Origin of the sequence: Cutibacterium granulosum (genome assembly GCF_900186975.1) — a bacterium.
In the GTDB taxonomy this organism is placed as follows: Bacteria; Actinomycetota; Actinomycetes; order Propionibacteriales; family Propionibacteriaceae; genus Cutibacterium; species Cutibacterium granulosum.
Map to the genome: position 1 here is coordinate 405,473 of NZ_LT906441.1, position 13,597 is coordinate 419,069.

The following is a 13,597-nucleotide window of genomic DNA, read 5'->3' on the forward strand; positions in this document are numbered from 1 at the left end:
TCAGTTCCTCTCCGCAGCAGTGACGCCCAGCTGGGCAGCGACGGCGTCAGCGGCCTTGATCGCCGATCCCAGCGCGATTCCCTCACCGGACTTCTCCTGCCAACGAGTTGCGCCGGCAATCACGCCACCAGCAGCGAAAACGTTGGTGTAGACGGGCTTGCCGTCATGAATGGCACGCATGTCCTCATCGACGTCGACGCCGGAGAGGAACAGCGGCTGTGGATCGCCCCAGTAGTCGCCGTGCGTCAGGTTCTCCGCCTTGGCACCCTCGGGCATCTTCACTGGCAGGTCGAGAATCGTGTCGTGCAGCTCGTAGTGCGAGTCGAGCTGCAGGGCACCGGACTCGAAACCGCCGGCGGCCAGCACGAAGGCGTCGGCCTTGAGCTCACGCTCGTGTCCGGTGGTGTGCAGGGTGATCGACTCCAGCTTGCCGTCGGATCCGGCGGTGGCCCCGACGACCTTGGTGCCGAGCATGTAGTCGACACGCTCATCCTTGGCGAGCTTGACCAGCCGATTGTTCATGCGCATGCCGGGCACGGACGGCGGCAGCGAGGCGATCTCGAAGACGTCGGTGCCCAGGATGGCGCGGGCGTCGGCCAGCACCTCGTCATGGTTGTCGATACCGAGGATGGCCGGCAGACCGACGACCTCTCCGGGATTGACGAATGCCTTGAGCCCCTCGAGGAAGATCTTGCGCACCTCGGGATCGTCAAGGCGACGAGCCAGGTTGAGGCCGGTGGCGTCGTACTCGCCGGGACGAGCCTCGAAGTCCACCATGACGGCACGAACCTGCGGCTTGCCACCATCGGGCAGGACGGTGCGCGAAAGGTTCTGCGCGATGAGCGAGGGATGGAAGTCCTTGTACTGGGCCACGCCGATGATGACCATCTTGGCGTCGCCATGCAGCACGCCGGCCTTCATGGACTCGGGGATGAACGCCGTCGGACGGGCGGCACCCACCGCGGTCGGCACGAGGACGTTCTCATCGGCAGAGCCGCTGACGAGCTTCTCACCGAGGATCTCGGACAGCAGCTCGACGCCGGAACGCACCGCCTCGACGCCGATCTTGGCGTACGGGTGCTCGGGGTGCTTGGCCGCGAAGGCCTCGATGCCCTTGGCGGGGTTGGTGACCCGCTCAGGGTCGTAGCCCAGCAGATCGATGGTGCCCTGGCCCAGCTGCAGGCCGCCGACACCCTTGGTGACCAAGGTCACGCGTGCTCCAGCGCGGCGCAGACGCAGCGCGGTGACGAGCCCGGCGAGACCGGCGCCGATGACGGCGACATGAGGCGCGTTGGCCCGGGCAACGGTGATGGACTCAGGTGCTGCAGTGGCGGTCACAGTACAACCTCGCTCTCGGGGACCGGAAGGTGCTCGACGTCGAAGGTCCCCTGGAAGATCCAGTCGTCGAGAGCGGTCTGGCGAACCTGCTCACCGTAGAGGATCGGCCACAGACCGATCCACCGGTTCTTGAGGAACAGGCGCAGCAGGCCGGTGGCACGCTCGGCGTCAATGGCACCCTCCTCGAGGGCGACGCCGGTGGCGCGCATGGAGCAGAAGCCACCCTGGCAGGGCCCCATGCCCAGACGCAGCTGACGACGCAGGTCGTCGAAGGTGGCGTCCGGCTGCTCGGCCAGCAGATCGGTGAAGGCCTTGCGACTCATGAGCTCACACTCACAGATCACCTGGTCGTCGATCTTGGACTTGGCGGGCACCTTGGCAGGGTCACCGCCGCGCACCAGGCCGGTGGCGGCACGACGCTCCTCGTTCTCACCCAGGCGATGGGTGATGAGGTAGTTCTTGCCGGAGGTCGAGCCGGGCACGGCCTCCTCGGCGGTGCGGCAGGGGCGATCGTCGCCCAGCTGCTCGACCATGACGTCGACGATGTTCTTGGCCATGAGGCGGTACGTGGTGAGCTTGCCGCCGATGATGGAGGCGATGCCCTTGACGCCGTCACGGGAGCCGTGGTCGAGGATGCTCATGCCGCGCGACATGTGCCGGGTGTCGGAAGCTGCCACGCGCTTGTCCTTGAACAGCGGGCGGGCGCCCGACCAGGCGTGCACGGCGCGGGACTCGCGGAACCCGGGGATGAGGGCCTCGCCGGAGTCGAGCATCTGCTGCACCTCGTTGCGAGGAATCGGCAGACGATCCGGGTCCTCTTCCTTGACGTCGGTGGTACCGATGATCGACACGGTGTGCACCGGCACGAGGATGTCACCGTCGGCCGGGTAGATACACCGGTTGACGACGGTGTTCACCAGACGGTGGTTCATGGCGATCATGATGCCGCGACCGGCGACGACGTCGACGTCGTGACATCCGACCATCTCGGCGATCTTGCCGGCCCACGGGCCAGCGGCGTTGAGGACGAACTTGGTGTTGATGGTGATCTGCTCGCCCGTCTTGAGGGCGGTGGCCTTGACGGCGGAGACCTGGTCCCCGTCCAGCTCGATGCCGGTCACCTCGTGGTAGGTGAGGATCTGGGCGCCGTAGTCCTCGGCGGAGTGGGCGGCTCCCCACACCATCTGCCAGCCATCGACGGTGCCGTCCTGCACCGCGAAGGCACGTTTGATCCCGGGGTTGAGGCGGGGCTCACGACGAAGTGCCTCACCAACGGTGATCTCCTCGAAGGGCACCTTGGCAGCGGTGGCCCCTTCAACCCAACGATCTGAGAAGTCGAGGTCGTCCTCCGGGGTGACGACGAAGAGTCCGCCGGTGCTCTCGACCGCGTCTGCGTTGATCCGCGTGACGATGGCGTTCTCCTCGGCGCACTCGGTGGCCGACTGCTGGTCAGAGACGACGTAACGTCCACCGGAATGCAGCAGGCCGTGATACCGGCCCGTGGTGCCCTGGCCGAGGTCGGCCCTGTCGAGCAGAATGGCGGAATACCCGCGCATTGCTACATCCCGGACAACGCCTGCCCCGGTGGCACCGCCACCGATGACGACGACATCCGCCTCCATGGTTCTCATAAGTAGTACTCCCTCCGGGTGCGCGGCCCGGGTTCTGGCTGGCTCTCGCCTGCGACACTGTCAGGTTTGTCATCAAGACTACGAGACGCCATGCATCTGTGCCTATGCGCCCTGCCAACGTGCATGAATTCCGACACGTGAAGAACGGACGTGCAGGCCGGAGGAAATATGTGCATCCCATGGGATGCATCAGGAGGTGCTGGGCTGGACGAGCCAATCGAGAACGAGTGGAGCGGTGCCCGTCGTCATGGAGTGTGACGCCCATCGTCTTGAGGCGATGGAGGCACATGCGCCGAGCTGATCGAGGACGGACACCTGACGAGCGATGGGCAACCTGATCGGGAGCGGACAATCTGACCGAGGGATGGGCAACCTGACCGGACGGACACCATGGACAAGATCTGGGTGTCGACTGTCCACCGACCGTGATGACCATTTTTGTCAGGCCAGAGGGCATCGAGTCACTGCAGTGCAGCTGAGTCTCCCCGCGTGACATTTTTCGACACCTCACAGTTCGCACCCGTCTCAAGAGATCTCGTGTTTCCACTGCACCGCTGCGTGAGGAGAGAGGCGTTGAGTGAGACGTGGCGTGGCTCGTGCCTGGCGCTGAAAGACCTCCGCACTGTCTCCCATGACAATTTTCATCCGGTCACGAAGGACCAGGCACCGCGATGCGGCCGTTCTCTGCCAACCGACATTTTTCGACATGCCCTCAACCGAGCTTCCTCCACAGAGAGAATCGCGCGCTCACCACGGCAGAACCGCTCTTCGTACCCACCACTCCAAGGCGTGGGGTGACCGAAAGCGGAACTACCGAAAATTGACAGCCAGTGATCAGCGGATGGCTGGTCCCGACCACGGCTCGTCAGACACCTGACCGGCGACGAGGCGCGAGTCCTGGCGAGGCGCCTCGCACCGATGGAACCAGATCAACTCACCACAGATGTCTCCCACGAATCGGAGATGACCCCCGCAAGAGATTCCCGTCAATGACGATTTTCACCGTGCCATGCGGTAGCGAGGTACTCCCATGCATCCCACCAGCACCACTCGACATTTTTTGACACGCTGCCCATCCAGCATGTCCATCGCCCGAGGTGCATCCGCCTTGTCACACGTCACGGCGCAAGGAATCCACGATGCCGAGCTGCGACGTCTCCTATGCGCTGACCGGCAAGATCCTGCCTCGGGGAAGCTGGGCGCATGGGCCCACGCGCATCACCCATTTACACTTCTGTCAGCCACCCGGTGTCCAGTCACACCACAACCATGCCCGACACAGCCGAGATGAAAGCCACATGGTCATGCTTCACAGGCACCGCCCTGCGTCCCCGGCCCAGACTGATCAACAAGCATCAGCGATACCGATCAGTACGGGAGGCACAGGTGCATCCACGACAATCACCCGAATTGTTGACGTGTCGATCGTCATCATCGTGACGCTGTGCTACAGCACGTACGCCCTCATTCGTCACACTGTCTTCAGGTCAGCGGGGTACGACCTGGGGATATTCGACCAAGCGGTACGCAATTATGCGCACTTCCATCTCCCCTACTCGCCCCTCAAGGGGGTCTCATTCAACCTGCTCGGCGACCATTTCCATCCGCTGCTGATGGTTTTCGCACCGCTGTACTGGATCTGGGACGATCCGCGAATGTTGCTCGTGGGACAGGCAATCGTGGTGGCATTGAGCCTGCCGCTGCTCACCCGGATCGCCGAACGACGAATGCATCCGATCGCAGCACGGATCTTCACCGTTCTCATCGCCTTCTCGTGGCCGATGCAGGGGCTCATCGACTTCAACTTTCACGAGATCTGCATGGCCATCCCCCTGGTCTGCCTGGCCTATGACGCCCTGGATCGTCGCTCGTTCACACCGTTCATCGTGGCATGCGTCCTGTTGCTCGGCGTGCGGGAAGACCTGGGAACCGTCGTCGCCCTGCTGGGACTGGTCTGGGCTTGGGAGGTATGGCGCACGACCCACGACCATCGACAGGCGCTGCGTGGTGTGTACATGTTCCTCGGGGGCATCGTCGCATTCGTCGTCATCACGAGGCTGGTCATTCCGTCGCTGGCACCGGACGGCACCTTCGCCTACTGGGACTACCCAGATTTCGGATCGAGCCTCTCGGACATGCTCGCCATGATCGTGCAGCACCCTCTCAAAAGCCTCGGCATCGCATTCGGCAACAGTTACAAGCGCCAGACCCTCCTGCTCCTCGTCGAACCGTTCTTCTTCCTGTGTCTCGGATCGGTGCGCTGGTTGCCGTGCCTGCCAATTCTGTTGTCGCGGATGTGGTCGAACCGCCCCCTGCTGTGGATGGGCATGTTCCACTACAACGCCATCGAATTCGTCATCTTCGCCATCGCAGCGGTGACAGTCGTGGGAAGGGTCTCGAAGAACTGGCGAAAGGCGGTGGTGGCCGTCCTGCTGGTCAGCATCACCTACTCATATCGAATTGCACACTTGGAAGGTGAGTGGACAGAGCCGTTCCGGCAACTTCCCCAGGATGTGCGGACGATCAAGAACAATCCGCGGATTGATGCCATCAATGAGATGCTCGCAGCGGTACCAGAAAACACCTGCGTGACCGCAGACGACCGAGTCGCGCCCCACCTCACCTCAACCAATCGAGTCACGGTCCCCGGCGCCCCCACCCCCAGAACAGACCTCGTCATTCTCGACATGACACAGGCAGACACCGGCAATGGTCTGTCCAAGCCCTCGGACGCCTTGAAGGATTACGAGGATCAGGGATATCAGCGCATTGCGGACAAGGAGAACTACATCCTTCTCAGCACGAGCAATGTCGTACCAGACAAGAAGCTGTGCGGACCTACGGCGCCATAGGCCAAGACCTGCGCGCACAAGACCTTGCGCGGTGCGGAGGCAGCCGGTAGGCGCGACACCAGCAGGAAGGACCGCTGCCGGCCGGCAGAGACCGTGACGCTGAGGTGCCGCCGATTCATGTCATCCTCCTCGACCTTGGCTGGTGTGTGAAATTTTCATCGAGTCGGAGGGGGTCAGGGCACTGCAGTGCAGCCGCTCCCACCCAGCTGACATTTTTCGACACGGAACGGCCGACCCTGCTTAGACGAAGAAAGCCCGTGCTTCACGGATGTGCCTCCTCGCGTCTGCTCAGATCGAGTTCTTGTGCCCACACCGTGAGGGAAAGAAGCGCTGAGGACACTGCACTGGTTCGCGTCTGGCCTGGGAAGGCATCCGCGCTGACGGCATGACATTTTCCACCCCGCCCCGAGGGACCAAATCACTGTGGTGCAGCCATCCCCCGCCAACCGACATTTTTCGACATGACCTCACCCGAGGCAGCCGCCATGACGGGAGAACTCGCGCGCCCACCACGCCAGATCATCGGGAGTGTCGAGATCGCGGCAGGCCCTGGACTGCACCCAACCAGGTCAGGGACGACACCGCGATTGCTGGTGCGAATTCTCCCTGCTCGAAAAGCCTCGGTGCACGATCGTGTCGTCACCTCCGCCCGGCTGACATTTTTCGACACGGAACGACCGACCCTGCCGCGACGAGGGAAAGCCCGTGCTTCAGGCTGCACCACTCCTCATCCACACCACCACATCGTTGTCATCAGCTGGTCGGGTCACCACGATCGCCACAGCTCAACAGCCTGGGGACCCTGACCGGTCATCACCCCACCGAAGCGGTGCCCCCTCGAAGTGCACAGATGAGCAGATGGCAGGTACGTCGCGACATCCTCATCCCACCGGGGTGAGAGCATCCTTTCCCCCGAGCACGGCGGCAATGTTGCGCGCAGCGAGTTCGGTCATCTTTTCGCGCGTCCGTCGAGCCGCTGAGCCGATGTGGGGCAGCAGTACCACATTGTCCATGTCATAGAGCTCGGGTTCGATGTCAGGTTCGTTCTCGTAGACGTCCAGCCCGGCTCCTGCGATCTCGCCATTGCGCAGGGCAGTGACGAGGGCCTTCTCATCGACACAGGCACCTCGCGCCGTGTTGACGAGGTAGGCCGTACTCTTCATGGCGGCCAGCGCATCGGCGTCGATGATGTGACGTGTCTGCTCGGTGAGTGGACAGTGCACGGAGACGACGTCACTGGTCCTCAGCAACTCGTCGAGCTCGACACGCCGAGTGGGGGCAGTGTTGGGGTTGGTGGCGTCGATGGCCGAGGCGTCCTTGTCGTGTCGCGCGGTGTAGACGACGTCCATACCGAAGGCAGCAGCACGTCGTGACATGGCCTCACCGATCTGGCCCAAACCGATGATCCCCAAGGTGGCACCTTGCAACCCCATGCCCAGCATGAAGGTGTGGTCGTAGTGCCACGGTTGCTTGGCCCGCACGTACCGTTCGGCCTCACCCAGCCGACGCGTCACCATGAGCATGAGTCCGAAGGCGAGATCCGCGGTGGTCTCGTGCAGCACACCCGGCGTCGTCGTGACGACGATGCCGCGGTCGCGCGCTGCGTCGACGTCGATGTTGTTGAATCCGGCGGCGCACTGGCCGATGACCTCGAGCTTGGTGGCCCGGGCGAGCATGTCGGCGTCCAGTGGATCGGACAGGCTGCTGAGCAGGGCATCCGCCTCGACTATCTGCTCGGCGAGCTCCTCGCGCGTCATTGCGTGGCCCCCGCCGATGATCTCGCATCCGTCGAGCTCACGGGCGACGATGTCGGTGAGTTGAGGTGCTGTGACAACGATGCGTTTCATGGCTCCACGTTAACCCGCACGGGGAGGCCGTGTGCGAAAGATGCGCCATCCAGGTCTGTGCAACGGTTCCTCGGGAGCATTTCCCGCCCGGGTTCGTGATCGTCACAGAGCTCCGGCGCTCAGTTCGTGCTCATTTCTCACAACCCGGGATGGCCTGCGTTCCTCGGGAAGGTGCGCTCCCTGTCGGCACCCGTGCAGGGCGGCGGGGAAAACATGCAGGGGGCTGACAAGGAGGAACTGCCGGCGCAGGGCTGTGCTCCGGGACCCGGCCCACGGTATTCAGATCTGTGCGGTGTCAAAAAATGTCAGCAGAGCGGCGGGACAACACATCATTTGCAGATGACCGCTCCCAGTTGTGAGAAATTGACACTGGCCGATCGAGAGCTTCGTGGCGAGTACGGAATGCCTCCGACCTGACGCAGTGCTGAATTGACTGGGACGGAGGGCCCATGGCAGTGGAACGCTTCACCCTGATTCCACCGCCAACCCCTGCATGGGCATGTCTCGTCGCTCCTGCACACACCTCGTGTCCCCCGCGCGGGCACCGGCAAGCCCCACCCGGTGCACATCGGGCGGAGGGGCCGACTGAAGCTGCGAGGGGTGGAGACGACTGTGAAAGGTGGACGTCCGGGCGGAGAGGCCGACACTTCCCCGTACAGACGCTGGCAAACCTCTCTGCCGTGCAACAGTGAGTGTCGTCCCTGCGGGAACCAGGCGTTGGTGTGAGCAGCTCAGCGTCTCACTTGGCACCTTCGTCGTCTTCACCCGAGTCAGGCGCTGGTGGCCAGTCATTCCCGCCAGGGGCAGGGCAGCACCCCATCCTGCCGTCTGGCCTCTCCGCCAACAAGTGCCTGTACCACTCGCAGTGGATTCGGTCTCGCCAACAAGTCTGGCTTCTCCACCACTGGGTATCTGTCGCGATCCTTGTCGGCCATGTCACAATGGCTGGGTGCAAACTTCGGGCCCAGAACCACGCTCCGGCAACCGAGATGTACGCAAGGAGGCCCAGCACCGGTGGGTCAGACGACTGCGCAGGTTCCGCAAGGCCCTCGTCCCGCACCGTCCCAAGGCGTTCCGGGACTCCTTGAACCGTTGGCTCCTCATGGGCCTGCTCATCGGCCTGTTGTCAGGAGTCGGTGCCATCATCTTCTTCTTCTGTCTGGAGACCGGCACCCACTGGCTGCTGGAGGGGCTGGGCGGCTATCGACCCCCGGGCACCCTGGGTGAGGGAGACGGCAGCCCTGGCAGCTCCATGTCTCGGCCGTGGGCCATCCCGTTGGTGGTCGCAGGCGGTGCCCTCGTCTCGGGCACCCTGGTGCACTTCGTCGCCCCCACCGCCCAGGGACATGGCACTGACAACGCCATTCACGCCGTCCATCATGATCCTGCCGAGCTTCGACCCAAGGTGGCAGTGGTCAAGATCATTGCCTCCTCCCTGGTCATCGGTTCGGGCGGTTCCGGCGGGCGCGAGGGCCCGACGGCCCAGATCAGCGCGACCGCCATGTCGGCGCTGTGCAAACGGCTCAACATCCGCACCCCCGACGCACGTATCGCCGTGTCAGCAGCCATGGCCTCGGGCATCGGGGCGATTTTCCGTGCCCCGTTGGGCGGTGCCCTGCTCGGCGCTGAGCTGCTCTACCGCGACGACATGGAGGCCGACGCGATGATGCCCTCGCTCATCAGCTCGATCGTCGCCTACGTGACCTTCGGATCCGTCTACGGGTTCAGCCCGATCTTCGGCACCCTGTCGGGCGTGCAGTTCTCCAAACCGGTGCAACTCATCTGGTTCATCTTCCTGGGGCTGGCTGCCGGCCTCATGGGTCGGCTCTACGCAGTGGTGTTCTACAAGGGCTCCGACCTGTTCGCCAAGCTGCGGCTGCCTGGCTGGCTCAAGCCTGCCGTGGGAGGCCTGTGCGTCGGGCTGCTCGGCCTGCTGCTGCCCCAGGCGTTGGGCACCGGCTACGGCGACGTGCAGCAGGAGATGTACGCCGACGTGCTCGTCAAGATGCCGATGATCATCGTCCTGGCCATCCCCTTCGCGAAGATCCTCTCGACGACCCTGTCCATCGGTTCCGGCGGTTCCGGCGGTGTGTTCGGCCCCGGCATGGTCATTGGTGGGGCCACCGGCGCGGCCATGTGGCGACTGCTGGAGACCTTGCCCGGCATGCCTGCCTCGCCGATGAGTTTCGTCATCGTCGGCATGATCTCCTGTTTCGGGGCTGTGGCACACGCCCCACTGGGGATGATGCTCATGGTCGGCGAGATGACCGGAAACCTCTCCCTGCTGGCCCCCGCGATGATTGCCGTCGCCGTGGCCTCGCGAGCCGTGGGTGAGGTCTCGATCTACCGGTCCCAGTTGCGCGACCGTCTGGAGGGACGGGAGGTGCACGAGACCTTCGAGACGGCGAAGGCAGCACGCAGGAAGAAAGAGAGGAGTGCCGACGGAGCCCAGTGACGGCCACCGTCGCCATTCAGCACGGCCTGACCACGGCCGGAGTCCCATGTGGTGACGTGATGCTGGCCTCGGGCAGGCCGTCTGTTCATCGCCAGAACCCGCTGATCGACGCGTGCGTGAGGACAAACAGCCCCAGACATTGTCGGCTCCTGCACGAAATGGACATGGGAGAATGCGCATCGTCAAGCCACGATGAGCCATCCTCGGGTTGACGCGCTGCTCGTAAAGACTGCCTTGCAGGGGGGCCAAGGGCGTCCTGTGCAGGACACGCGGGGAAGGGGATCGCCCCCCGGATCTGCATTGGCGAGATCGGCGCACCGTGAACGCTGAGTGGGCCACGACCATTCCCGGCCACGACCCACTGCCAGCTACGCGTCCGCTGGACTCACCGGTGGTCTGCAGTCACCGTCGGCTCCACGGTTGCATCCAAGCCCACTGAAGACTCGGAGTTATCTTCCTGGTCCGCGGTCACGGATGTTTCTGAGCTCACCGCTGACTTCCGGCGCACGTGCACCCTGCCGATGAGGTAGATCACGAGAGTCAGGGCGAAGGTGGACAGCAACTGCTGACGCAACCCGTCAGCCGTCATCCCGAGGACGACGATCCCCAGGACGACCAGGGCCGAGACGATCGGCACCCACGGGTAGCCCCACAGCCGCAGTGGCAGGTGTTCACCGGCGGCATCCGCACGACGTCGCAGAATGAACTGTGAGGCGATCGTCGAGGTGTAGGTGACGATGATCGTCGCCCCGACCAGGGTGAGCAGCACGTCGAGCACCTTGTCACCCCAGATGTAAGTGCACACCACAGAGACGAGACCGACGCTCACCGAGGCGAGGATCGTGGCGACCGGCACCGAGCGGGTCCTCGATGCCGTCAACGCGCGGGGGGCCAGGCTACGATCGGCCAGGGAGCCCAGCATGCGAGCCGCACCGTAGAGGTTGGCGTTGAGACTCGACAACAGGGCCAGGACGATGACGACTCCCATGATCTCGGCGGCCACCGGGATCCCGGCATGGTTGAGCACGGCGACGAATGACGACTTGGCCAGGGCAGGATCGTCCCAGGGCAGCACGACGACCATGATGGCCACCGACCCCATGTAGAACAGCAGGATGCGCCAGATGATGGTGCGCACCGCACGTCCCACGTTGCGAGCCGGATCCTCGGTCTCTGCGGCGGCAACGGCCATGATCTCGATACCACCGAAGGCGAAGACGACGATGAGCAGGGCCGATGTCAGCCCACTCATGCCATTGGGCAGGAAGCCACCGTGGTGGATGACGTTGCTCAGCCCCGGGGCCGGTGCCTTCGTCAGCCCGAGGATCATGAGCACTCCCACGACGAGGAAGACGACCACCGCCGCAACCTTGATGAGGGAGAACCAGAACTCGAACTCGCCGAACCGGTCCACGCCCAACAGGTTGATGCCGGTGAGGGCCACCAGGAAGATCAGCGACATGAGCCAGGTCGGGGCCACCGGCCACATGGCGTACAACACGGAGGCGGCCGCCGTGGCCTCGGCTGCCACGACGACGACGAGCTGGATCCACCAGACCCATCCGACGGCGAAGCCCACTGCCGGGCCCATCGCTCGCTCGGCATAGACGGAAAACGCCCCGGAGTCCGGGTGGGCCGCCACCATCTCGCCAAGCATGTACATGATGGCAATGACGAGCAACCCGGAGATCACATAAGCGATCAGTACCGCCGGGCCGGCTGCTGCCACGCCCTTTCCTGACCCGACGAACAGGCCGGTGCCGATGGCACTGCCAAGGCTCATCATGACGAGCTGGCGGCCCTTCATCTTGGGTGCTGTAGCGGACTCGTTGGCCTCACTGATGGAGTGAGTCATCTGAATGCTCCTCAAGGTGTATTCCGGTTGGGCGATCCTAATGACCACCTCGCACCTCGAACGATGGAATCTCACACAGTGAGAAGATTGGCGTCGTCATCGTCGTGGGTCACATCGCAGTTGTGCAGTGGTGACGATGATGAGGCCGCACCACCCCAGCCGGTGGATCTCCCGGGTGGGTCTCCCAGGGCCTTGCTGCACCCCGCATCGGTCGGAACGCTCAGATCCCCTTGGGTTGAAACACCACATCAGCCAAGTTGGGGCTCCAGCCCACCCGTCAACCTCGTTTCGGCTGTCCCCGTCAAAAAAGTGTCTCACCCCGGTCATAAGCTCTGAGCTGTTGAATCCTTCCCGGCAGGATCCTTGAGAGGAAGACGACGATGACCCGTTTTCTGCACACCTCCGACTGGCAACTGGGGCAGGTGCGCCACTACCTGTCGCCGCGCAATGACGGCGACGATCCCCAAGCGCGTTTCACCCAGGCACGTATCGACGCGATCCGCACCATTGGTGGGCTCGCCCGGCAGCGTGAGTGTGAGTTCGTCGTCGTGGCCGGTGACGTCTTCGAGACGCAGAATGTCTCCACCACCATCGTGGCCAGGTCCCTCAAGGCCATCGAGTCCATCGAGCTGCCGGTGTACCTGCTGCCGGGAAACCACGACTCCCTGGAACCAGGAAACATCTGGGAGCGCATCAAGCTGCCATCCAACGCCACACTGCTGGACGGCACCGATCCCATCCGGGTGGCAGATGGCGTCGAGATCGTTGGAGTACCGCTGCTGGCCAGGCACCAGAGCACCGATCCGCTGGAACCGGTCGTCAAGAATCTGGCCTCCGACGCAACGACTCGAATCCTCGTGGGGCACGGTCAGCTGGAGGGACTCAGCGGCAACACGTCCGAGGCACTCCTCGCCCGTGAACCCCTCTTGGCCGCCATCGAGCGATCGGCCGTGAGCTACGTCGCCCTGGGTGACCGTCACATCGCCTGGCCGTCAGACGATCCGCATGGCCCCATTCGCTACAGCGGTACCCAGGAGACGACGAGTTTCAACGAGCCTGGCCGGGGAACCGCCGTCGTCGTCGATCTCGACGAGCATGGCGTCACCGCCGAGACCGTGGAGGTCGGCACTTGGTTGCACACACGGATCAGCATGGATCTCAGCACCGACGAGGACCTGGAAACGCTGCGCGAGAAGCTCGCGGCCTTCACCGAACCTGATCGCACCATCGTGCGTTATGACCTGCACGGCTCGGTGTCGCTGCAGCAGAAGATTCGACTGTCGGAGATCCTGGACGATGCCGAGACCCAGTTCGCGAGCCTGGAACCCAGCGACAACCGCAATGACCTCACCGTCGTGCCCGACGACGTCGACTTCACCGACCTGGACCTGCCGGCGTGGGGCGAGCAGGGAGTCGAGGAACTCACCGCCATGTCCACGGACCCGGCCCTGCCACAGGAGGAACGAGACTGCGCTGCGGACGCCTTGAGCCTGCTCTACCGGCTCGCGCACTGATCAGACGTGTGAGCGCTCATCACTGCTCCGCTCGCCTGATTGACACGCTCTCCCCACACTTCCAGTCCAGAGCCCCGAACAGTCCACCTCGCCCGATACTCCCAA

Annotated in this window: 7 protein-coding genes; 3 read left to right on the forward strand and 4 right to left on the reverse strand. The window is 63.8% G+C overall.

Annotated elements, in window-relative coordinates:
- Complete coding sequence (gene glpB / locus CKV91_RS01835) at positions 1 to 1,338, reverse strand: glycerol-3-phosphate dehydrogenase subunit GlpB (RefSeq protein ID WP_095140923.1); 1,338 nt, start codon at positions 1,336 to 1,338, stop codon at positions 1 to 3.
- A complete protein-coding gene (glpA, locus tag CKV91_RS01840) occupies positions 1,335 to 2,969 on the reverse strand; it encodes an anaerobic glycerol-3-phosphate dehydrogenase subunit GlpA (RefSeq protein ID WP_021105240.1) in 1,635 nt (544 codons plus the stop codon). The genes glpB and glpA overlap by 4 nt, the downstream gene beginning before the upstream one ends.
- 1,418 nt (positions 2,970 to 4,387) lie before the next feature.
- On the opposite strand from glpA, the gene CKV91_RS01845 reads away from it, so the two are divergent.
- On the forward strand, positions 4,388 to 5,821 hold the full coding sequence (locus tag CKV91_RS01845; RefSeq protein ID WP_065860856.1) for a DUF2079 domain-containing protein: 1,434 nt from the start codon (positions 4,388 to 4,390) through the stop codon (positions 5,819 to 5,821).
- An 881-nt stretch (positions 5,822 to 6,702) separates the two neighbouring features.
- On the opposite strand, the gene CKV91_RS01850 is transcribed toward CKV91_RS01845, so the two are convergent.
- Positions 6,703 to 7,668: a 2-hydroxyacid dehydrogenase gene (locus CKV91_RS01850; protein WP_021105242.1), complete on the reverse strand. Its 966-nt coding sequence runs from the start codon at positions 7,666 to 7,668 to the stop codon at positions 6,703 to 6,705.
- A gap of 1,027 nt (positions 7,669 to 8,695) precedes the next feature.
- Here CKV91_RS01850 and CKV91_RS01855 point away from each other — a divergent pair.
- On the forward strand, positions 8,696 to 10,123 hold the full coding sequence (locus tag CKV91_RS01855) for a chloride channel protein (protein WP_197691375.1): 1,428 nt from the start codon (positions 8,696 to 8,698) through the stop codon (positions 10,121 to 10,123).
- A 385-nt stretch (positions 10,124 to 10,508) separates the two neighbouring features.
- On the opposite strand, the gene CKV91_RS01860 is transcribed toward CKV91_RS01855, so the two are convergent.
- The gene (locus CKV91_RS01860; RefSeq protein WP_231933793.1) at positions 10,509 to 11,978 is read right to left on the reverse strand and encodes an amino acid permease; all 1,470 of its coding nucleotides are present in this window, start codon (positions 11,976 to 11,978) and stop codon (positions 10,509 to 10,511) included.
- A gap of 380 nt (positions 11,979 to 12,358) precedes the next feature.
- Between CKV91_RS01860 and CKV91_RS01865 the strand changes: the two genes are divergently transcribed.
- Entirely contained in the window at positions 12,359 to 13,492 is a 1,134-nt protein-coding gene (locus tag CKV91_RS01865; RefSeq protein ID WP_021103579.1) for a metallophosphoesterase family protein, read from the forward strand.
- Positions 13,493 to 13,597: the final 105 nt, after the last annotated feature.

Excerpts from the sequence above, each read along its gene's own strand:
- glpA (WP_021105240.1), bottom strand. The coding sequence starts at position 2,969 with ATGAGAACCATGGAGGCGGATGTCGTCGTCATCGGTGGCGGTGCCACC.
- CKV91_RS01850 (WP_021105242.1), bottom strand. The coding sequence starts at position 7,668 with ATGAAACGCATCGTTGTCACAGCACCTCAACTCACCGACATCGTCGCC.
- CKV91_RS01860 (WP_231933793.1), bottom strand. The coding sequence starts at position 11,978 with ATGACTCACTCCATCAGTGAGGCCAACGAGTCCGCTACAGCACCCAAG.
- CKV91_RS01865 (WP_021103579.1), top strand. The coding sequence starts at position 12,359 with ATGACCCGTTTTCTGCACACCTCCGACTGGCAACTGGGGCAGGTGCGC.